Source organism: uncultured Pseudoteredinibacter sp. (genome assembly GCF_947500695.1).
Lineage (GTDB): Bacteria > Pseudomonadota > Gammaproteobacteria > Pseudomonadales > Cellvibrionaceae > Pseudoteredinibacter.
Genome location: NZ_CANMSS010000005.1, coordinates 134,881 through 156,037, shown reverse-complemented (window position 1 = coordinate 156,037; position 21,157 = coordinate 134,881). Strand labels below are relative to the sequence as shown.

At 45.8% G+C, this 21,157-nt stretch carries 22 protein-coding genes; 14 read left to right on the top strand and 8 right to left on the bottom strand.

Annotation, left to right across the window (positions count from 1 at the left end; all coding sequences use genetic code 11):
- The first annotated feature begins 3 nt into the window (after window positions 1–3).
- The 8 genes from Q1A08_RS11330 to Q1A08_RS11295 all read left to right on the top strand — a co-directional run bounded on the left by Q1A08_RS11330 (window position 4) and on the right by Q1A08_RS11295 (window position 8,361).
- The gene (locus Q1A08_RS11330) at window positions 4–2,730 is read left to right on the top strand and encodes a [protein-PII] uridylyltransferase (RefSeq protein WP_299772897.1); all 2,727 of its coding nucleotides are present in this window, start codon (window positions 4–6) and stop codon (window positions 2,728–2,730) included.
- Window positions 2,731–2,810: 80 nt separating this feature from the next.
- A complete protein-coding gene (gene dapC, locus Q1A08_RS11325) occupies window positions 2,811–4,007 on the top strand; it encodes a succinyldiaminopimelate transaminase (RefSeq protein ID WP_299772895.1) in 1,197 nt (398 codons plus the stop codon).
- Between the two features lie 22 nt (window positions 4,008–4,029).
- Window positions 4,030–4,683 carry an endonuclease III gene (gene nth / locus Q1A08_RS11320; protein ID WP_299772893.1) on the top strand — a complete coding sequence of 218 codons (654 nt, stop codon included), beginning with the start codon at window positions 4,030–4,032 and terminating at the stop codon, window positions 4,681–4,683.
- Between the two features lie 93 nt (window positions 4,684–4,776).
- Window positions 4,777–5,073, top strand: coding sequence for a DUF4190 domain-containing protein (locus Q1A08_RS11315; RefSeq protein ID WP_299772891.1), 297 nt, complete (start codon window positions 4,777–4,779; stop codon window positions 5,071–5,073).
- Window positions 5,074–5,228: 155 nt separating this feature from the next.
- The gene (locus Q1A08_RS11310) at window positions 5,229–5,579 is read left to right on the top strand and encodes an ArsC family reductase (RefSeq protein WP_299772889.1); all 351 of its coding nucleotides are present in this window, start codon (window positions 5,229–5,231) and stop codon (window positions 5,577–5,579) included.
- A 49-nt stretch (window positions 5,580–5,628) separates the two neighbouring features.
- Window positions 5,629–6,660, top strand: coding sequence for a 2,3,4,5-tetrahydropyridine-2,6-dicarboxylate N-succinyltransferase (gene dapD, locus Q1A08_RS11305; protein ID WP_299772887.1), 1,032 nt, complete (start codon window positions 5,629–5,631; stop codon window positions 6,658–6,660).
- A gap of 104 nt (window positions 6,661–6,764) precedes the next feature.
- Window positions 6,765–7,910, top strand: a complete 1,146-nt coding sequence (dapE, locus tag Q1A08_RS11300) for a succinyl-diaminopimelate desuccinylase (protein ID WP_299772885.1) — start codon at window positions 6,765–6,767, stop codon at window positions 7,908–7,910.
- Between the two features lie 241 nt (window positions 7,911–8,151).
- Complete coding sequence (locus Q1A08_RS11295) at window positions 8,152–8,361, top strand: PA1571 family protein (RefSeq protein ID WP_299772883.1); 210 nt, start codon at window positions 8,152–8,154, stop codon at window positions 8,359–8,361.
- 64 nt (window positions 8,362–8,425) lie between these two features.
- On the opposite strand, the gene Q1A08_RS11290 is transcribed toward Q1A08_RS11295, so the two are convergent.
- Genes Q1A08_RS11290 through Q1A08_RS11275 form a run of 4 tightly spaced genes read right to left on the bottom strand, consistent with a single transcriptional unit; the run spans window position 8,426 to window position 11,527 of the window.
- Entirely contained in the window at window positions 8,426–9,571 is a 1,146-nt protein-coding gene (locus Q1A08_RS11290; protein ID WP_299772881.1) for a 4-phosphoerythronate dehydrogenase, read from the bottom strand.
- A 41-nt stretch (window positions 9,572–9,612) separates the two neighbouring features.
- The gene (locus Q1A08_RS11285) at window positions 9,613–10,512 is read right to left on the bottom strand and encodes a 5'-3' exonuclease H3TH domain-containing protein (RefSeq protein ID WP_299772879.1); all 900 of its coding nucleotides are present in this window, start codon (window positions 10,510–10,512) and stop codon (window positions 9,613–9,615) included.
- Window positions 10,509–11,075, bottom strand: coding sequence for an elongation factor P hydroxylase (locus tag Q1A08_RS11280; RefSeq protein WP_299772877.1), 567 nt, complete (start codon window positions 11,073–11,075; stop codon window positions 10,509–10,511). The genes Q1A08_RS11285 and Q1A08_RS11280 overlap by 4 nt, the downstream gene beginning before the upstream one ends.
- Complete coding sequence (locus tag Q1A08_RS11275) at window positions 11,072–11,527, bottom strand: gamma-glutamylcyclotransferase family protein (RefSeq protein ID WP_299772876.1); 456 nt, start codon at window positions 11,525–11,527, stop codon at window positions 11,072–11,074. Before Q1A08_RS11275 ends, Q1A08_RS11280 begins: the two co-directional genes overlap by 4 nt.
- Window positions 11,528–11,785: 258 nt before the next feature.
- On the opposite strand from Q1A08_RS11275, the gene Q1A08_RS11270 reads away from it, so the two are divergent.
- Entirely contained in the window at window positions 11,786–12,490 is a 705-nt protein-coding gene (locus Q1A08_RS11270) for a hypothetical protein (RefSeq protein ID WP_299772874.1), read from the top strand.
- Between the two features lie 97 nt (window positions 12,491–12,587).
- Here Q1A08_RS11270 and tusA read toward each other — a convergent pair whose 3' ends face one another.
- Entirely contained in the window at window positions 12,588–12,860 is a 273-nt protein-coding gene (tusA, locus tag Q1A08_RS11265) for a sulfurtransferase TusA (RefSeq protein WP_299772872.1), read from the bottom strand.
- 134 nt (window positions 12,861–12,994) lie between these two features.
- Between tusA and Q1A08_RS11260 the strand changes: the two genes are divergently transcribed.
- The 4 genes from Q1A08_RS11260 to Q1A08_RS11245 all read left to right on the top strand — a co-directional run bounded on the left by Q1A08_RS11260 (window position 12,995) and on the right by Q1A08_RS11245 (window position 16,892).
- Window positions 12,995–13,399 carry a hypothetical protein gene (locus Q1A08_RS11260; protein WP_299772870.1) on the top strand — a complete coding sequence of 135 codons (405 nt, stop codon included), beginning with the start codon at window positions 12,995–12,997 and terminating at the stop codon, window positions 13,397–13,399.
- A 138-nt stretch (window positions 13,400–13,537) separates the two neighbouring features.
- Window positions 13,538–14,635 (top strand): hypothetical protein, encoded by a 1,098-nt coding sequence (locus Q1A08_RS11255; RefSeq protein ID WP_299772868.1) that lies wholly within the window; start codon window positions 13,538–13,540, stop codon window positions 14,633–14,635.
- A complete protein-coding gene (locus Q1A08_RS11250) occupies window positions 14,628–16,529 on the top strand; it encodes a DUF3857 and transglutaminase domain-containing protein (protein WP_299772866.1) in 1,902 nt (633 codons plus the stop codon). The genes Q1A08_RS11255 and Q1A08_RS11250 overlap by 8 nt, the downstream gene beginning before the upstream one ends.
- Window positions 16,530–16,610: 81 nt before the next feature.
- The gene (locus tag Q1A08_RS11245) at window positions 16,611–16,892 is read left to right on the top strand and encodes an antibiotic biosynthesis monooxygenase (RefSeq protein ID WP_299772864.1); all 282 of its coding nucleotides are present in this window, start codon (window positions 16,611–16,613) and stop codon (window positions 16,890–16,892) included.
- 74 nt (window positions 16,893–16,966) lie between these two features.
- Here the strand turns inward: Q1A08_RS11245 and Q1A08_RS11240 are convergent, their stop codons facing one another.
- Both Q1A08_RS11240 and Q1A08_RS11235 read right to left on the bottom strand, forming a co-directional pair.
- Entirely contained in the window at window positions 16,967–17,194 is a 228-nt protein-coding gene (locus Q1A08_RS11240; RefSeq protein ID WP_299772862.1) for a YheU family protein, read from the bottom strand.
- A complete protein-coding gene (locus Q1A08_RS11235) occupies window positions 17,191–18,012 on the bottom strand; it encodes a methyltransferase (RefSeq protein WP_299772860.1) in 822 nt (273 codons plus the stop codon). The genes Q1A08_RS11240 and Q1A08_RS11235 overlap by 4 nt, the downstream gene beginning before the upstream one ends.
- Window positions 18,013–18,087: 75 nt before the next feature.
- Here Q1A08_RS11235 and Q1A08_RS11230 point away from each other — a divergent pair, with 75 nt between their 5' ends.
- Window positions 18,088–18,615 (top strand): ACT domain-containing protein, encoded by a 528-nt coding sequence (locus Q1A08_RS11230; protein WP_299772858.1) that lies wholly within the window; start codon window positions 18,088–18,090, stop codon window positions 18,613–18,615.
- Between the two features lie 39 nt (window positions 18,616–18,654).
- Here the strand turns inward: Q1A08_RS11230 and Q1A08_RS11225 are convergent, their stop codons facing one another.
- Window positions 18,655–21,105: a DUF6701 domain-containing protein gene (locus tag Q1A08_RS11225; protein WP_299772856.1), complete on the bottom strand. Its 2,451-nt coding sequence runs from the start codon at window positions 21,103–21,105 to the stop codon at window positions 18,655–18,657.
- Window positions 21,106–21,157: the final 52 nt, after the last annotated feature.

Here is a 21,157-nt window from a genome sequence, read left to right as displayed (position 1 = left end):
ACAATGAGCGATATCGAATCGATTCCCTACTTTGAAAAACCCATATTATTTTTTGAGCAGGGAGCGTTTCGCAAACAGCTACAAAAGCGCAACGCCATTGTCGTTTTTAAAGAAGCTATCACCGAGGTTAACGAACAATTCGACCTGCGCTTTCGTGAAGGCGAAAATATACGCCGCTTAATTTACGATCGCGCAATCTTTATCGATTGCTTATTACATTATGCTTGGCATCTCTTTCAGTGGAGCGACGGAATCGCCCTACTCGCCGTTGGTGGTTACGGCCGGGGCGAGCTGCATCCATATTCCGATATTGACATATTGGTACTCACCGAAAATGACGAGCTGCTGAACCAGGGCCCGCAAAGTAATATCGAGAGCATTCAAAACTTTGTTACCCTGCTCTGGGATTTTGGTTTGGCTATCGGCCATAGCGTACGGTCAATCCCCCAGTGCATTGAGCTTGCCAAAGACGACATCACTATAGCCACCAATTTAATGGAGTGCCGAACTTTAGCCGGTTCCGCCAAGTTGCAACTATTGCTGCAAGCCCACACCAGTGCCGACAAAATTTGGACAGCAGCCGATTTCTTTCGAGCTAAATACCAAGAACAGTATGAACGCCATAAGAAACACAACCATACCGAATACAATTTAGAACCCAATATTAAAAACGCCCCAGGCGGCCTACGCGATATTCAAACGATCAGCTGGGTAGCAAAGCGTTTTTTCGGCGTTAACAACTTCAAATTATTGGCCGGCCGCGGACTCTTTACTGATGAAGAGTACAATATTTTGCTGGCGGGCGAAGAAGACTTATGGAAGGTGCGTTACGCTTTACATATGCTAGCTGGCAGAGCAGAAGAACGCTTGCTATTTGATTACCAAAAAGAAATTGCCAAATTACTAGGCTACGAGGATGACGACTCGAAACTGGCCGTTGAAAGCTTTATGCGCTGGTATTACCGCACCGTTCTGGCTTTACGTGAAGTTAACGACGTCATGCTTCACTACTTGGATGAAGTCATCTTGCAAGCTGGCCAGCACAGCGAAGCCAAAGTAATCAATGACCGCTTCCAGCGAGTGGATAACTATATCGAAGTTACCCATGAAAACGTTTTTCGGGATAGCCCCTCGGCTTTATTAGAAATATTTGTACTACTGGGTCTAGACCGAAGCCTAGTAGGAGTGCGAGCCAGCACTATTCGCTTGATTCGAGAGCACCGTCATTTAATAGATGACGACTACCGCAGCGATCCAGACAATCAACACCTATTTCTAACACTATTGCGCTCCCCAGTTGGCCTAGTTACCCAGCTACGCCGGATGAAACGCTACGGCGTCCTCGGTTTATATCTGCCAGAATTTGGCCGCGTTACCGGGCAAATGCAGCATGACCTCTTTCACATATACACCGTAGATGCTCACACCTTATTGGTGATCAAATTTATGCGCCGCTTTAGACAAGCTGGCGCTGAAGAGCGCTTCCCCATTGCCAGCCATGTCATGAGGCGTCTACCCAAGCAAGAACTACTTTATATTGCCGGCCTATATCACGACATCGCCAAAGGCCGAGGCGGTGACCACTCAGAGCTAGGCGCTGTTGATGCAAGAGAGTTTTGCGAGCGACACGGTTTAAGTAAACGCGAAACCAATTTGATTGCCTGGCTGGTAGAAAAACACCTATTGATGTCGACGGTTTCTCAGAAACAAGATATTAGTGATCCAGATGTAATTCATAATTTTGCTTTGGAAGTCGGCGATCAGACCCGACTCGATTATCTGTACGCTTTGACTGTGGCCGACATGAATGCCACCAACCCAGATGTGTGGAATAGCTGGCGCGCCAGCCTAATGCGACAACTGTATATCGAGACTAAGCGCGCTCTTCGCCGCGGTCTAGAGAATCCAGTCGACGCACAAGATCTTATTGAAGAAACGCGCTACAACGCCCTAGCAAAACTCGAAGATAAAGGTATTGGCGAAGAGCAAGCCCGGAGCTTTTGGCAAGATATGGATGAAGAATACTTCCTCCGTGAAAACCATATTGATATCGCCTGGCAAACAGAAGCCATTCTGCAACACCGCCAGCAAGACAATGAAGACGAAGAACCTTTAATTTTAGTTAGCGAAACTACCAGCCATGGCTATGAAGGCGCCACGCAAGTATTTTTAAGGGTTAAAGACCAAGCCAATATTTTCGCTGCTGCCGCCAATGCCATTAGTCAGTTGGGATTGAACATTGTAGATGCAAGAATTTATACCGATTCCAGTGGCTATACCATCGATACCTTCTACATTCTCGATGAGAATGGCAACTCACTGGGTGATGACGATAGCAGCACCCAAAAGATCGAAGAAGCCCTGAAAGAAGAGCTGGCCTTGGTTGGCGAGTATTCCGACATCATAAAGCGTCGCACCGCTCGCGAGCTAAAGTACTTTGCCATGCCAACGCGCACATCTATCAATACCGACTTTCGCAGCGGCCATACCGTTCTAGAAGTGACAAGCCCAGACAGGCCAGGGTTTTTGGCTATTATCGCTGCAGCCTTTAGTGAATTCGGCATTCAGATTCAAAACGCTAAAATTACCACCTTGGGTGAGCGCGTTGAGGATGTTTTCTTTATTAGTGACGCCAACGGACAGCCATTAAGCGACCCCAAGATCTGTGAAGACCTGCAGGCTACAATTTGCCGGCGTCTTGATAGACAAGTACAAAAAGAAGCAGGCTAAATTTAACAAGCAAGACTGAGCATACTCGAACTTGAGTTTGCTAAAAAGAAAAACACAAAAGCAAATAGACCAGCATAGCTATGAACCCAGATCTCAATAAACTTCAGCCCTACCCGTTTGAAAAACTCGCAGAGTTAAAAGCGGCTGTTAGCCCAGCTAGCGACAAAAGCCATATTGCACTTTCAATTGGGGAGCCCAAACATCTACCTCCCCAGTTCGTGATAGAGACACTAAAAGATAATCTCCACAAGTTGGCAAACTACCCCGCCACCAAGGGTGTACCTGAGCTTCGCCAGGCCATCAGTCAATGGTTAGAAAGACGCTTTAAACTTAAGCCAGAAAGCCTAGACCCAGAGCGCCACGTTCTCCCCGTCATTGGCACACGTGAGGCCCTATTTGCTTTTGTGCAAGCGATCATTGACCGGCAGCAGAAAGCCCCTTTAGTTATGTGTCCCAACCCTTTTTATCAAATTTATGAAGGGGCTGCTCTATTGGCCGGTGCTGAGCCACACTTTCTGAACTGCCAAGCCGAGAACAGTTATATTCCAGATTTTGAGCAGGTCGCAGCAGAGCAGTGGGAGCGCTGCCAACTGCTATTTATATGCACCCCGGGCAATCCAACGGGCTCGGTGATGAGCAGTGAACAGCTACAGAAGCTGATTAAGCTGGCCGATCAATATGATTTTATTATTGCCAGTGATGAATGCTACAGCGAATTGTATTTTGATGAGGAAAACCCACCACCAGGCCTTCTGCAAGCATGTGCCGAGATGGGGCGTCATGACTATAAACGCTGCGTGGTGTTCCATAGCTTATCTAAGCGCTCTAACCTACCTGGCCTACGGTCTGGCTTCGTAGCCGGTGACGCCGAGGTCATGGCACAGTTTCTTCGCTATCGCACCTATCACGGCTGCGCCATGGCCCTTCCCAATCAGATCGCTAGTATTACCGCATGGAATGACGAGGAACATGTATTGCTAAATCGCAAAGCCTATCAAGAGAAGTTCTCTGCGGTGCTGGAGATCTTAGACGGAAAACTTGATGTTAAAAAACCCGATGCAGGCTTTTATTTATGGCCCAACGTGCAGGGCTGCGATAAAGACTTTGCTCAACGACTATTTGCAGAGCAACACATTACTGTTTTACCTGGTCAATTCCTGGCGCGAGATAGCCAAGGTGTCAATCCAGGCAGCGGCCATATACGTATGGCGCTTGTCGCCCCACTTGATGAATGTATTGTGGCTGCAAAAAGAATCGTCGATTTTGTTTCAAAATAAATTGCGAAAGAGTTATCGCTAAATGCTAAAAAAAGAAAGAGCCAATTACATTCTTGGCCGACTTCAAAAGGAATACCCAAAACCACCTATTCCTTTGGACCATAAAGACCCATATACGCTATTGGTGGCGGTCTTACTGTCGGCACAGTGCACCGATGAGCGTGTCAATCAAGTTACCCCAGCTTTATGGGAGCTCGCTGACAACCCATTTGATATGGCCAAGCAAACGGTTGAGGATATTCAAGCTATCATTCGCCCCTGCGGCCTATCACCACAAAAGTCTAAAGCTATCTCCAAGCTTTCGCAGATTTTAATTGAAGAGCATGGTGGTGAAGTGCCCGCCGACATGGAAGCCCTAGAAAAGCTACCCGGCGTGGGACATAAAACGGCCGGTGTAGTCATGGCACAGGCCTTCGATGTACCTAGCTTTCCAGTCGATACTCATATTCACCGTTTGGCACAACGTTGGGGCCTCACCAACGGACAAAACGTTGCGCAAACCGAAAAAGATTTAAAAAAACTCTTCCCCGAAGACTCTTGGAATGCATTGCATTTGCAGATCATCTACTGGGGGCGCGAGTTTTGCTCAGCAAGAGGCTGCGATGGCACGGTTTGTGAGATTTGCACGACTTGCTACCCCAAACGTAAAAACCCTAAAGTAACCTTAAAGCCCTAAGGCAATCCTAAAAAGTTAAGCCAAGCGCTTTCTTTTTAAAGGGCTTTAAAGACCAACAACCCACAAACAAAGCAGTAAAGACACAGTAAAAACATGGAAAACAATCAAAGCAACACCGAAGTAAGCACCCAAGCCATTCCAGCAAAAACATCAACACTGGCCATTGTAAGTTTAGTGTTCGGCATTTTAGGTCTATTCTTTCTGGGCTCCTTAGTCGGAATTATTACGGGTCATTTGGCACGCTCAGAGATTCGTAAAAGCGGCGGCCAACTGCAAGGCGATGCATTAGCCCTTACTGGCCTAGTTACCGGTTACATTGGCTTTATCCTGGCCTTTATCTGGGTTGTGGTATTGGGTGGCTTAGCGTTTTTAATGGCGTTCTTTGGCTAAAGACTGTTGCGCGTCCCAATCAAGAGACCCACTATTATACTGGCCGTAAGTATTTGCTATGCTTAGCGCCTTTTGCGGGCTTCTAAGCCAGTTATAAAACACGGTCTATTTCAGAGCCTAAGAGCAAACAGCAACGTCAAATAGCGAGAGAAATAATGAGCGTTACCCTATATGGCATCCCGAATTGCGATACCGTCAAAAAAGCTCGAACTTGGTTAGAGCAAGCCGATATCAGCTACGATTTCCACGACTTTCGAAAAGACGGCTTAGACAAAGAGCAAGTTGTCGCGTGGATAGATGAGTTGGGCTGGGAGGTGCTGCTGAACAAACGCAGCACCAGCTGGAAAGCTCTCGATGAAGGATTACGCGCGAATATGGACGCGAACTCTGCTCTAACGGCTATTTTAGAGAGCCCCACCCTGATTAAACGCCCCTTGCTTGATGACGGCAAGGCACGCAAAGTAGGCTTTAAAGCGGCCGACTACGAGAACATTTTTAAATCTTAAGGGCTTGCTAGCTAAGGCCCCCAATAACAAAATTGATAAAGGTATCACCATGAGCAATCTATACAGCGTCGGCCTAGGTGTCGGCACTCAGAATCAAAATGGCGAATGGCTAGAGGTATTTTACCCAGCCCCTCTTCTAAACGCCGATAGCACCATGTCACAAGCATTAACTACCGCTGGCTACACAGGCGGCAATGCGGCAATTGCGCTAGACAATGAGGCTATGAGCAAGCTAGCGGAAGCCCTGAACAATGCCGGCCAAACTGAACAAGCAGCTATTGCTAAGTCTTTAACGAGCAGTGAACGCCCCTTAGTGCTAACAGTTTTAGCTGAAGATGACGCTCCCAACAATACGCCAGAAGCGTATTTAAAATTACACTTAATCTCGCACCGCTTAGTAAAGCCACACGGCACGGATTTATCAGGCATCTTCGGTTTGCTACCCAATGTTGCCTGGACCAATGAAGGCGCGATCGACCTAAGTGAACTAGCTGAGCGTCAGCTAGCCGCACGCTTAAAAGGCCAAGTACTGGAAGTTTCTTGTGTCGACAAATTCCCTAAGATGACCAACTATGTTGTGCCTGCTGGTGTACGCATCGCTCACACCGCTCGTGTACGCTTGGGCGCCTATTTAGGTGAAGGCACCACCATCATGCACGAAGGTTTTGTTAACTTTAATGCGGGTACTGAAGGCCCAGGCATGATCGAAGGTCGTGTTTCCGCTGGCGTGATGATCGGCGCAGGCTCGGATCTTGGCGGTAGCGCCTCTACCATGGGTACCTTGTCCGGCGGCGGAAATATAATTATCTCAGTCGGTAAAGAATGTTTGCTTGGCGCAAACGCTGGCATCGGCATTCCTCTTGGCGATCGCTGCACCGTTGAAGCCGGTTTATATATTACGGCGGGAACTAAAGTTCAACTGCTTGATGATAAAGGCCAGCTAGTCGAAGAAGTAAAAGCTCGCGATTTAGCGGCTAAATCAGACTTACTGTTCCGTCGTAACTCAAGCAGCGGTGCCGTAGAGTGTAGAACCAATAAAAACGCGATTGCTCTAAACGAAGAGCTACACGCTAACAACTAAACGGCTTTTGAGCGTATTAGCTGCCACGTTATATCTAGCGTGGCAGCTTCTCGTAGAAAACCATGAAACACATTCCAGCCTGAAGTATCTAGCAAGAGATCATTATGAGCAGCGCCAGCAAGCTTTCACCAACCTTAGAATTAGCAATGGATTTAATTAGCCGCCCTTCAGTCACCCCTGAAGACGAAGGCTGCCAGGCACTAATGTGCGAACGACTTAAAGCGGTGGGCTTCGAGATCCACAATCTACGCTTTGGCGAAGTCGATAATTTCTGGGCAATACGAGGGGAAAAAGGGCCTATATTTGCCTTCGCAGGTCATACTGATGTTGTACCTACCGGCCCGGAAAGTAACTGGCAGCACCCACCTTTCGAGCCTATCATCGAAGACGGCATGCTCTACGGGCGAGGCGCCGCTGATATGAAGGGCAGTCTTGCGGCAATGTTAGTCGCCGTAGAAAATTTTGTAGCCGACTACCCAGATCATAACGGACGTATTGCCTTTCTGATTACTTCTGATGAGGAAGGGCCTGCGATTAACGGTACAGTCAAAGTTGTAGAATGGCTTGAAGAGCGTAATGAGAAAATCACTTGGTGCTTAGTCGGCGAGCCTTCCAGCACTAATGAAGTTGGCGATGTAATTAAAAATGGTCGTCGAGGCTCTTTAGGTTGCGAGCTCAAAGTCAAAGGCATTCAAGGCCACGTCGCTTACCCGCACTTGGCTCGTAACCCAATTCACCAAGCAGCTCCAGCTCTGGCTGAACTAGCGGCTGAAGAATGGGATCAAGGTAATGATTTCTTTCCAGCAACCAGCTTTCAAATTTCCAATATTAATGGCGGTACTGGCGCCACGAATGTTATTCCTGGCGATGTAGACGTAGTGTTTAACTTTCGCTTTTCCACTGAGCTTAGCGAAGCCATTTTACGCGAACGCAGTGAAGCCATCCTTAACAAGCATGGCTTGGAGTATGACATTAACTGGAAGTTGAGCGGCCACCCGTTCCTAACTGCTGAGGGTCCTTTGGTAGAAGCCGCCGTAAAAGCAATTAAAGACCATTGCAAAATTGACACTGAACTTTCCACCGCTGGTGGCACCTCTGATGGGCGCTTTATCGCACCAACTGGAGCGCAAGTCGTAGAGCTAGGCCCGGTCAACGCGACTATCCATAAAGTAGACGAGTGCGTAAATGCTGAAGATTTAGACAAATTACAGGATGTGTACCAAGGAATCTTGAAAAATTTACTGACCTAAAAGCTCTCGAGGTTCAGTGCGCCATCTTATCCATCGAATAGCTTAACAAGCACAAAATTAAACTCCCGGATAAGGTGGCGATAGATACTTTTCTAGATCACCTTTTAAACCGATACTGTCGACCGTCTATCTCCTCTTAAGCCTGGCGCATTAAAATATAGCCCCTAATTACACTTTGTAACATAGCAGTCATATTCCCAGACTATATTAGCCAGCATTGAAATTGAGACAGGAAAGTGAAATGTCTGAGCAAGCAGCCATACAGCCTTGCGCCAAGGTAATTCCCTTTCCTCGCCGCAATTTTCACGGTGCTGCCATCATTAACGATGACGGAACGGAAACGCCCATTACTGAAGAAATGGTTAATCAGGCGGTGGATCAAGCTATTGATCAGCTCATTAACTATTTACCTAATTGGCTACATCCGCTATCGGCACCGGCAAATTCTTAAACCTGATAAACGCAAGTTAGCAGGTTTAGATTTTAGCAGTATCAGTTTTAAACTCTCCTCATACTTATTGGGAAAATCCCAAAGCGGCTAGACTTTGTTCTAGCCGCTGCTTTTCTTTTTCTGTAAGCCCATCAACTTCAGCAAGACGATAATGAAAGAATTCTCGCCTTTTAGGATAGTTTTTCCTTAGAGCATCAAAGGCTTTGGCAAAATTGTCAGATTGCGTTTGCATAGCCTCGCGAAGATTCTTGTCATCCTGAGATATATCATAGCAAGATGGAATTAATTGGCGGAGAAATTCAAAGACCGAATCAGCAGCCAAGCCGGAGACTAACTCAGGCTCTTGCCGTAAGCCCCTAAGATTTATCCAATCCAATGACAAAAACTCAGACAATCGCTCCGCAATCATCCTTGTGCCAGTGACCTTACCATCATAACTATAACCCGCTATATGGGGCGTCGCGATATCGACGGCCGCTAACACATCCGCATGTAAATTAGGCTCGTCCTGCCAAACATCCAGTACCGTTAACAAATCACTTTCATTGTTAATTCGCTCTAGCAAAGCTCGATTATCCAAGCAATCACCCCGTCCACAGTTAAGCAGAACGGCACCTGGCTTGAGTCGCGCTATTTCGGCCTGCCCGATCATTTTATAACTTGGGTATGGCCCAGTACGAGTCAATGGGGCATGCATAGAAACAATATCAGCTGTCAGTACCTCCTCAAGAGAGGTCAAAATAGGGTATCGATCTTGTTCGATAAGCGGATCATAGCCAATGCACTCTATGCCTAGTTTTGAAGCACGTTTATAAAGCGCCGAGCCGACATTGCCCATACCAATGATGCCCAGACGTTTGCCCTGCCAATCGCAATTCAGCTGTGCCAAGGCCGCGAACACATACTCCACTACGGAGTTAGCATTACAAGCCGCCGCGTTTGAATGCACAATCCCTCTCTGATCCAAATAGGCGGTATCGATATGATCCATACCGATAGTGCAACTGCCTACAAATTTTACCGGGCTAGACTCCAGCAGGGATTTATCCACCTTACTCACAGAGCGAACTATTAAGGCATCAACATCCCTTACATCAGCAGCGACAATTTCGCGGCCAGCTTTAAATCGCAGCTCGCCACCGTTTTTTTCTACAAAACGTGAAAAATAACTCTCTGCTTCGGGAATGTTTTCATCCAACAGAATAATCAAGCCATACTCCTAAATTGATTTCGAACCAGCCCTGCCTCTAACTAAGAACCAGAAAACACTTTGTGCATCCGGCTCGCTAAGCGCGAAAAGCCCTGCTGTTGACAGAACTCGTCTAAAGCCAATAGATCGGCTGGCTGCCAATGTAGTTCATTGATTGAACTCACCAAGGGAACATCACAAACAATTGTGGCCAGTGTTTTTGCCATAGCAACCTGCTCCAGGTGCTCTTCTAGCTTAGCCGCCAAGCCTTTGGCTCCGCGAACTGGCAAGCTGTGTAGCTGATCTATATTGGCGTAAACACCTTTGACACTACCATGGGCTTGCAGCAAGGCAGCGGCCGTTTTAGCACCAACACCAGGCACACCAGGGATATCATCAATGGCATCCCCCACCAAGGCTAAGTAATCGGCCATCGCCTCTGCAGGTACTCCCCACTTTTCTTGAATATCCGAAGGGTAAGCACAGACATCCTTAGCAAAGTCCCAAAGATAATCTTGTTCTCTGCGAATTAGCTGTCCTAGATCTTTATCACGACTTAACACAGCGACCGGCTGCTTACTGCGCTTAGCCACAGTCATTAAGCTACCTATTAAATCATCAGCCTCGTAACGCGTCGATCCGAAACAGGGAATCCCCATTAACTCGGCGACCTCCCTACAAGCTTCTAATTGATAAGCTAGGGCTTCATCGGGTAATGCTCGGCTCGATTTATAATCAGGGTAAATCTCCTCACGAAAGCCCTGCCCTAAACTCTCGTCAAAGCACAGAGCAATACGCTCAGGTCCATATTGTTCTTTTAGCTTCAACAAGAAAGTAGAGAAACCATATACTGCTTCCGTTGAAAAGCCATTGCACGCTGTCCAATTTGGAGGCAAGGAAAAATAATATTGAAAAATGTAGATTGAAGCATCTACCAGGCAAGTCGCCGCCAGTGGTTTCATCGCACATCGCCCCTGCGGTAGCTAGTAAGATGATCGGCGCCTTCAGTGCCGTAATAGCTACGTAAGGCCTCAATCAACTTTTGACTACGCTCATTTAAAGCCCCTTCACAATAATTCTGTAGCTGCTTAAAAATAGCATGACAAAACTCTTCACTAGGCATTAATCCTGCTTCGGCATTATCTGCACTCACGCGAAATGGAAAAGCGGCTGCGCGAGATAAAATACACTCCAATGCCTGGGGCTTTGCTTCGACTTTTTCAAACTCGGCTTGCTGTTCTTCGCCTCGACCGTCTGGTGCGTACCAATAGCCATAATCTTCGAGTCGACGGCGCTCCTCACCTGCAACTAGCCAGTGGGCGATTTCATGTAGGCCGCTGGCATAATAGTCACGAGTGAAATAGATTCTGTTTTTTGAACAGTCTTGATCGGCCACCTGGTAGAGAGGCTCTTCAGCTCCAGCAATCAATACCGTATTGTGGCTTTGCTCGAAACACTCAGCGAAGATGTTTACCAAGTCCTGACAACGGTGCTCGATCTCAAGCTTGTTGTTTAAGCTACTCATTCGGCAACGCACTCTACTTGGGTCAATCGCTGATAATAGTCTTCACTGAGAAACTCACGCCCTGCCAGTAGGTGTTCCAAATACCAACGTGCTGGTTTTAAGTCGTCCTGCAACATGGCCTTATTTGCGACGTAGACCCAGGCCGCGATAGGGCCATCGCTACCGTGCACGGTAAATATATCGCGACTGTATAAACGCGGTGCCCCTTCAAAGGGGTCCATCTTCAAGATCTGCCGATGATCCTTAAGCCGGTAAGCCACCCCTTCCACTACCGAACTCTGATGAAAGCCGATATTGGCATAAGAACGGTGGGGAGCATCAGCTGCGCGCTTATTAAATAGCAGCTGCGCCTGAGGTAAGGTGGCAGAGACAGCCATATCAAACTCTAATCCCCGGGTGCGCATTCTATCTGGGTTCATATTAGAACCGTAAGCGAAATAATAACTGTTCAATTTTCAACCTAATCAATCAAAATAAAACCACTACATATAGTGATCATGGGCCCAATAAAAAATATTTTGTCAAAATGTTGTACTTATGCCAATCTAGCTATACTTTATATAGTAAGAATTTTAATGGCACCTCCCCTTCTGCTGTATTTTATGCGCCAAAGGGAATTTTACGCGAATTTGAGTGCCATATAATAATAAGCCTACTCTGAAACTGGGGTGGGCACCTAAGCTGCCAAAACCCAGAAGGGAGGTAGTCGCATGAAGACCATGGAAAACCGCTCTAAAAAGAGTAATGTCATTGATTTGTTCACGGGCCAGAAATACGCGCCTGAGGATGATACCCGCTTTATTCGCCTTGCACCTGAACTCGACGGCCTGGAGATGCTTTATAGCAACGATGCCAGTCCTGATAAGCTGTTCAGTCTTAAGGTGTTGTGCTGGGGTTTGCGTGCTAACGGCGATGTCGTCGGTCTAGTCCCCTGGCTCAATGACATTGTCGCCTGTATCGACATCAAGGACCCCCTCAACGGCCAATGGGAAGGTTATTACGACCCAGGCGTTGATGAAGTCTTTTATGATGCCCCGATTCACAAGGTGGTCGAGCTAGAAACCGCTGCTGAGTATTACGACTACGAGGCTGCCGAGCTCAACGGTGAATTCAGCATTCAGGAGATACCGGACACCATAGGTACCCACGCGGTACTGGCCGACAAAGCCTATGAAAACATTACCCTAACGGAAGTAATAAGCTGGCGCTTATACGGTGACGGTAAGATTTCAGGCATGGTGGCCGATGAGTCTGAGGTCGTCAGCACCCCTGTTTTACCAGGTGATGACTGCTTATATCAGGTACAAAGCCGAGAAGAATTCCGCTATTTCTTCCAGCACCAGATTGCTAATCGTATTAAAGCCGAAGATCCAGAAGCCCTAGCAGCCATCTCGATTTTGGTTGAAGAAAAGTAAGCCAGGAGCTTACTTTTCATTCACTCTAAGGCAGCTACTCAAGCTGCCTTCTGTCTACTTTTCTCTGTAAAAGACAATTTTTCGATGCCAAACAGCACTAGGCATCAGCCCCTTTACAAATCCAATAATGGAACTCATCAGCACTCTCACCCTGCCCATCTAACTGTTTTAACAGCTCATGACCAAGAAAGTTACAAAACTTAGGGATATCACGGGTGGTTGATGGGTCTGTCGCAAGCACCTGTAATACTTGGCCTTGCTGACATTCACGCACATGCTTATGGAGCATCATCACCGGTTCAGGGCATAGCAGCCCACGTGCATCTAGTGTCGAGTCAACGGCTATTGATTCATTGTTTATCGCTGTCATTTCCTGAACTGTGTACCTTTTGTTTGCTCTGTCATCCGATATACGGCAGCTATTTTAACAGCGAAAGCCATCTTGTGGACTACACTGTAACTGTGATTTGCAGCTGATGATTCAGCACAGAGCGAGGAAGTATTTTGTCTCTACTGAAAGATTTAACCATAAACCGTCCAGATATTTTTAGTCGCCATAGTTTGGAGCTTAGCTTCAAGCTTCTGCGCCACCGCGAGCCGAGACTTGCCCTTGAAGTGCAAAATATCCTTGCGGGTAAAACCAATGACGCCCCCTCAGCCAGAACCTTGCCACCTTACCTTAGCCGCAATTGTGAGTTTTTTATGGTGGCTATAGACCCCGTTATCGTCGGTCAGATTATTTCCTCTTTGACTCTTATAGGACGAAATATCATTGAACAAAGCGATGTTCGCCCTAGCCGCAAAGCCATTATCCTGTCTTTACTTGAAGAGTGGATGGGCTTAGTCGAATGGATGATCAGCGAGTCGGAACAGCATTTACCCGCTCCAAGCGCCACTAATTCTGCCTAAACTAAGCCAAGCCTGTATTTAACGCCCTTAACACAGGGACTTCAAGGCTTGGAGCGAAAACCATTTTGACGTATATTGATGCCTCTTTACCGAAACTCTCGGTATTTTAGACCATCGAACAAGGATTAGTATTACGCCATGGGGCCGCGCGAACCAGGAAGTCTTTCAGCAACCAGTGACCAACTCAGCAACGAACCAAGAAAGGACTCATTAGAAGATAAAACCGTTACCCTTAACAAACCCGACTCTACTCTTTTTCTCTTTTTTATCGTATTTTTTAGCCTTAGCTTTTACAGCTGCTTTTGGCTTGTGGCCCGCGCAAGAGATATTAATAAACTGCAGAAATCCAAGCTAACGCCATGGCTTTGGTTTTTTGTACCTCTGATTGCGCTTGCTCAACTTTTCGCCTGGCCAGGCCTTATTAAAAAGCTGCAAAGCACGCAGCAAGATCGAGGAGTCAAGCGCTGGAACGCTTGGAATGGTGGCTGGGTCGCGCTGGTATTTATTACAGCCTTAGTAATTTCTTCATCAGAGCGCGTATTCGGCAATATGAACATTACGTTTCTTGCTCTGCTTTTATGGTCGGGATTTATAGCTATTTTGCATCATCAATTTAGCTTACTGAAACTACAAGGGCATCATATAGATCTACGTAAACAACATATCGCAATCCGAATTGGCAAATGGCTAAGCTTTGTACTGTTTGCAATTATCAGCACATTCACAATTTACGAGCTATCTCTAAAGCCACTCTTTCAAGAAAGCTTACAGAAATTTCAATCCGGCGATGAATACAAAAGCAAAGAAATAGGTCTGCGTTTTCCTTTCACCCAAGATGGGTGGTCTCAGGTTCCTATTGGCAGCTATTCAGATGGTAGTGCAGCTTCAGAATTTTCAGGCCCTCTCGCTGGAAGCTATATTTTAGTATTTAATCATGACTCTAAAAGTAGTTTTGACAGTATCGCCAATTTTCGCCTGGACCAATTTAGTGAAAGTTATGGCCCTAACAAGTGCACACAACAACGTCAGCTACTGGAAGCCGAGCTCAAAGTTTTGCTCGTGGCGAACTGCGAAACAATAGATTTCGGCGAGCCAACAGGAGAGTTCTTTTCTGTCATCAGAAACGGCACAGGCTATGTAGAAGTTATATCCGAAGTTTCTGCCAGTAAGATTCCATTTAAAAGACATAAGGCAGAAATCCAGAATATGCTGTCTCAGGTACGCGCATATGAATAAAATTTCAGGTCTACTTCTTCTATTAAGCTGCTTCTTTTCTACATCCTCATGGTCAGAGCACAAAAATGTTGAGTGGCAATTAGAAAGCTCAGGAGAGCTCGTTGAGCAAGCCCAGAAGTTTATCAACAGATCTAGCAAACCTCAGGGCTTGGCTCAACATCTGTCAGAAATTTCAGCTGTCATTGATGATCACAAGGTTAAAACGAGAATTAAAGCTATTTGGTATTTGGGCGATGCGGATAGCGTTAGTAAATATGGTACAGAAATAATTTATTTCAATGAATTGACCGAATCCATTCGTTTTCACACAGCACTAACAATCGATTCAAATGGCAAGATTCACTCATTTTCACCCAGCTCTGCACAAGTTGTTGACTCAGACAGCTACACGACATTTTCAGATGATAAACAACTCGTTATGGCGATGCCTGGATTAGCCTCTGGAAGTGTGCTAGTTCTTGACTATGAAGTCATACTCGATCGCAGCCAACTAGAAATGAATTGGTCGGAGATAATATACGTTAATAATTTGTACCCAAAGGAAAACCTGCGACTTTCATATAGTTGGCCAGAAGGACAAGAACTCTACTGGCATAGTGATTCAGATCTGCTTCAATGTGAAACTCAGCCCACAGGAGTAATATGCGAAGCCAACAATCTATCAGCATTTAAAGAAGATAATTCAGTGCTTTGGCGCGATGTTTTACCTCAGTTCCAAATTTCAGAAATTAAATCCTGGGAACACGTGCGCAATCTAGCCTATAGAGAATTTCAAAAATCACAACATGACACTTCAGGCCTCAAAGAGCTATTAAGCAGCTTGAGTTTGGACAATTTAACCACTGAGCAGAAAATAAATTCAGTGCATCACTACAGTGCGAGGGATATACGTTACGTTTCTATGTCCGAACACGGCAATACTATCACTCCCCACTCAGTAGCTGAGGTTATCAGAAGAAAATATGGGGATTGTAAAGATAAATCTGCCTTATTGGTTGCACTCTTACGTCACTTAGGAATAGAAGCCCACCCAGTTCTGATTGCAACAGATAGAAAAAATAGCCATAAATTAGCGATTCCTAGCATGAGCTATTTCAACCATATGATTGTTTGCTTCAAACACAACGACCAACCTTTTTGTATCGATGCAACCGACCAAACGACCGGCTGGAAACATATATCAGCCTGGATTCAAGGCGCCGTAAGTTTAGCTCTTCATGAGCAAGCCCTTCCTTCTCAAATGGCTATCAATCCCTATCGCTGGGAGATTGAGCTCGATACTAACTTGGAGTTTGATGACAAAGGCGGTGTCAAGGAAGTCTTAGACCGCCGTTTCAAGGGTGAGTATTCCAGTTATGTTCGAAATCAAATGACAGGAAAGAGTTCGGACGAAAAACACACTTGGTTGACTGAATTATATCAAGAGTTGGTATCTTCAAAATCCCAGCCTCACTTCAAGATTCTTTCAGAAGAAAACATAAATAGTGATTTAAATATTCAATCGGAAACCTACTACCCTCCCTTTACGGACCCCGAAAAGAAATTATCATACACCGAGTATGACTACTGGCTAAAATCGGAGCTTAATTCCATTTACCTAAGCAATAAGCTCTATCCACAGCTAAATCAAGGACTTAAATACAGTTCAAAAATGACAATCAGCCTAGGTGACAATTGGAAGGTAACCCGCCAAACTTCAGAAGTTACATTTGAGCATCTCTTTGGTCGCATGTCCCGCACAGTCGACCTTAACAAACAAGACAAAATGGTAGTAGTCACTAAAATAGAGATCCCAAGTAGAGACCTTCCCGCAGAAGAGATTCCATTGTTTAACGATTTTTTATCGCTTCTATATAAGCACTCCAGCATTACTATTGGTGGAATTACAAAGTAAAGGATGACAAATTTAATCCAATGCTACCTATCTCTAGTAAAATTGATTAACATTTGAAAAACAGCAGTTAGAGTATGTAACATGATTCATGTATTAATCGAGCGCCATATCGGTGCTGACTTAGAATCAACCTATGAAGCTATGGCCCGCTCGACCCTACAGGGGGCGTATCAAGCGGTTGGCTTTATTAATGGCGAAACCTTTTACGATATGAATAACCCTAGGCATCATTATGTGCTTAGTAAATGGCGCACGCTAAGTGATTGGCAACGCTGGTTTCAAAGCGATGAGCGACGTAAAATGATAAGCCAATTGGGCGCGACCTTAGATGGCCCTGAAAAGATAACTTTTTTGGAAAACTGAACCTCAGAAAGTCATGCTTGCATGAAAGGGGCTTGATCAAGCCCCTTAGCACTAAAAATATTTCGGAAGCCTGACTATAACCCCATCTCTCGAGCTTGTAGGGGGGTAATGAGATTAATTGATTCGCTTGGCTCATCAAAACACAGCAACAATTCCCCGCGCTGCAGCTGCCCTTTAAGCTGCTCGAGCTTGCTCTCTAGCCCAACTTCCTGCTCACCATAATCGGTGCCCTCACGCAGCACAAAAGACTCTAAAACCGCGTTTAGAGTCTCGGGTGCTAATTGTTGAAAGGGAACGATCACTTAGCAGGCTTAACAAACTTGAGCGTCATGCGATCACTTTCACCGATGGCAAGATAGTGTTCGCGCTTTTCATCCCCCAAAGCTAGACGTGGCGGTAAGGTCCAAACACCTTTAGGGTGATTCGCGCTGTCTTTGGGATTACCGTTGATTTCACTCGCGGCCACCAATTTAAAGCCAGCTTTTTCAGCAAACTCAATAACCTTAAGCTCGGTGACATAACCCGATTTAATCATGGTGTCTAAATCAGTGCCCGCTTTCGCTCTATGCTCAACAACACCCAATAGGCCGCCAGGCTTTAACATTGCATAAAATTCGTCGAAGGCCTCTTGGGCAAAGTCAGATTTCATCCAATTGTGCACATTACGGAAAGTCAAAACGCGATCGGCGCTGCCTTTTACCGTATTAACCTTATTCGGTGGATAGAAAGCCGTTAACTTGGCTTTGCCATAAATATCGGGATTTGCGGCCATCTTTTCCGCAAATTTCTTTTGGTAACGGGTATAAAAATCAATGCCAGCATTAGGGTCAAAGTGGGCGGCGTAGTACTGCCCCTTATCCATGACATAAGGCGCTAGAATTTCGGCGTACCAACCACCACCTGGCCAAATTTCAACCACCGCTTGATCTTCAGCCAACTCGAAAAATTCCAAGGTTGCCACTGGATTGCGGTATTCATCACGGGCACTGTTTTTCTCGGCACGATGATCTGCAGATACGGCTTTTTCGATACTGTGATCGGCATGGCTCATGCTGTAGGTACTAAAACCGGCGCTAAAGGCTAGCACTAAGCTACTGATGATGGGTTTGGCTGCAAACATATTTTAATCCATACTTGACCTAAAAGAGGGCTAAAGCCTACCCTATATCAGTAGATGTTTAAACGGATAGTTACCATGGATACATGTTTAGTTTTAACCGTAATCAGTGATGATCGCCCGGGGGTGATTGAACAAATAGCCAATTGTGTTGATCAACATAAAGGCAGCTGGCAAGAAAGCCGCATGGCGCATTTAGATGGCAAATTTGCTGGTATTTTGCGGGTCAGCTGCGCTACCGAGCATGTAGAGGCTCTTAGCAAGGCCTTATCTGCGCTGGAATCACAGGGTATTCAAGTATTGCTAAGCCAGGGCCAAAGCAATCAAGCTGTTAATCAACAGAGTATTAACATTAGCGCAATAGGCCCAGATCGCCCAGGTATCGTACTAGAGCTTTCAAGGGCTTTTGCGCAGCGTTCAATAAACGTTGCTCAGCTTGATACCGATTGCAGCAGCATGCCGTGGTCTGGCGACCCACAGTTCGAAGCCCATTACCAACTGCATATGCAAGATGGCTGCAATATGGATGAGCTGCAAGAGCGCCTAGACAGTATTGCTGATGATCTTGCTCTTGATATTCAAATAATTGAAAGTGGCTCGGATTAAAAACGAGCCCCACCTTTTCACAAAACTTGGCGTGTACCACTAGTTGGTTTCACGCCAATAAACAACGCTATCGTGCCCTCTAACTCTGCCAAATTGAAATGCAGCCCTTGGTATCATTCTGTCATTGTGACTTCCGTCTTTATTCCAATCATTTTGCAACCACGGCTTGCGCTCTAAATCGATATCGACCTCAATTACACCACGATTTCCTACACCTGGCGCGGTAAAATATTGCCCAGCGTCACCATCTATAAAATGAATGTTATTCCTACCAAAGTCGCTATATTCACCCAAGCTTTGGCCGGAACCAATACTTACAACTCTATTTTGGTTTCGCGATAGACTACCCGTTTGCACATAGCTTATCCGCCCTCTGCGTATAGTCGTGCAAGAGTCCAAAGTGTTTCGCTGAAAACTGTTTCCCTGCCATGATTCAACGTACAATTTACTTATCAAACTCTCAGTTTCTGGCCCATGCGCACTAGTAAGGTTTAAACGCGAAAAGTAAAAATCATTGATCCCTAGTAAAGCGTGGTCATTATCGGCTCCATTACTCACCTCCAAATCAAGATCTAATTGTGAAGCCAAAATCTTCACGCCATCAAGATCTTCTAGAGCTAAAGCTATTTGAGCGTTGATTATAGGCGCGTCTGGCTGGGTGAGCTTTTCAATAAGTAAATCTGCATTCAACTGTGCCACACCAAGCTCAAACTCTAACTTCTCTTTGGTAATAGACAGCCGATCGTTTAAATTAACAACCTGTAAGCTTCGACCTCCTATAGAGTCGCTCAATTTAGTGTAATCAGCATGATACCCGTCAGTGAGCTGTCCCGACAGATTATGAGCTTCTATTCTTGCTGAAATAGTAAATTCCTGTCCAACATGAGTAAATGCGCCTGCTAGGCAAGCCGGAGTAACCTCTTCTAGCGAAATAGAAAAATGATCAGGTATAAATCGCCCAACGGTACCTGAACGCCCTTGTACCCTAGAGCTTACATTGGCATCAGCTCCAAGATAGGAAACACCCTGCAAACGAACAGAAAGCTCAATAATGCCTACGTTAGAATATGATATTGGTGCTTCAATACTCCGCCCGCCAGTAAAATCAGCGACCGTGGTACTGCCATTCAATTCTTGGTGGCTAATTCCTTCTGGGGCTACGCTCTGCGCACGGAGCTGCACAGCAGTGCGGGAAATAGGGTTAGAAAAACTCGGCAATAGAACGTTATCACTTAAATTAGCTTGATTCAGAGGGTCATCATCATCATGACCATCAGCGATACCGTCGCCATTAATATCATCCGCTGCCTGCCAGCCTACCGCTGACACTGTGACAGGAAAATCTGCGCCTGCCGCAATAAAAACATCCCCTTGTGAGTCTATAGCAGACGGATTTCCAGCTGCGCGAATAGAGAGAGCAAATGGCCTAGAGATCAAAGTGCCGCTATCACCATAGATATCTTGATCGGAAAAACTCTTCGAGCTATCAACTACAGATACGTTAAAGCGGCCTACATCCTTGCTGAGAATTTGAAACTCTGCAACACCGTTGCTAAATCTTAAGGGGACGCTGCTTGCTGTTAAGCTAGCTTCAACTACGCTTCCATTTATAAGCCATTGAGGCGGTATAGCCATACTGTCTGGCGTAATATTACTGAAATTCAATGAAACGCTACTGGACTGATAAGAAGTGGCTACACCGCACTCACCATTATTAGGATCACGCTTGATTAAACTCACTACAACAGTATGTGGCCGGTACGCAACAACATCCCGCCCTTGCTGCCCACCATAATCCAATACAAAACTATTTTCGCTGAACCTAATATCACCAGATATTCCGGACGCAGAACCAGAGTCCTGACTAACATTAACCTTTAGGGTTTCTGCATGCTCATTTGACAGAAGTAAGTCTACTCGCCCCTGATCATTTGCCTGAAATTGATAGCCTGCTTGCCCATTATCAGTTCGAGGGGTATTTAAGTTTCCATTTGGCGTAACCATCGACCAGTTACCATGCCCAGTACTGGTACTCAAGCTTATTCTACCTGTAAAATCACTAATGATATTATTATTAGCATCCCTGACCGCTATAGAAATCTGATTTTTGGTGCAAACACTGGCATTTGATTGTGCCGATTCGACTGAAAAATTATCTGGCCCGACATCCGCAACAACGGTTAGATCATCAATAAAATATCGGCTTATAGAGCCTGAGGTTTGGAAGTACACGTAGTGATCGGTGCCAATTTCATCACCTGAAAACTCAATGGTTCTGAAATTGGCTACCCCGGAATTTTGCTTACCTCGATCGATCGTCTGCTCACGCCAACCCAAAGTTGGGTGCTGCCATCGGAACTTTAAGCGGGCATTATTTGAAACACCAGGGGAAAAACTTTTTTGGCCGACCCGTAACCAGAATCGGATTGTTATTTTTCGTGTGCCGGGAGGAACAGTAAAGCGCTTTCTAGCGTAGGACTTTTCAACCATGCCAAGCCCGCGCCCAGTGTTGGCCTTCCTTCCGTCACGAAGGCCAACTGTT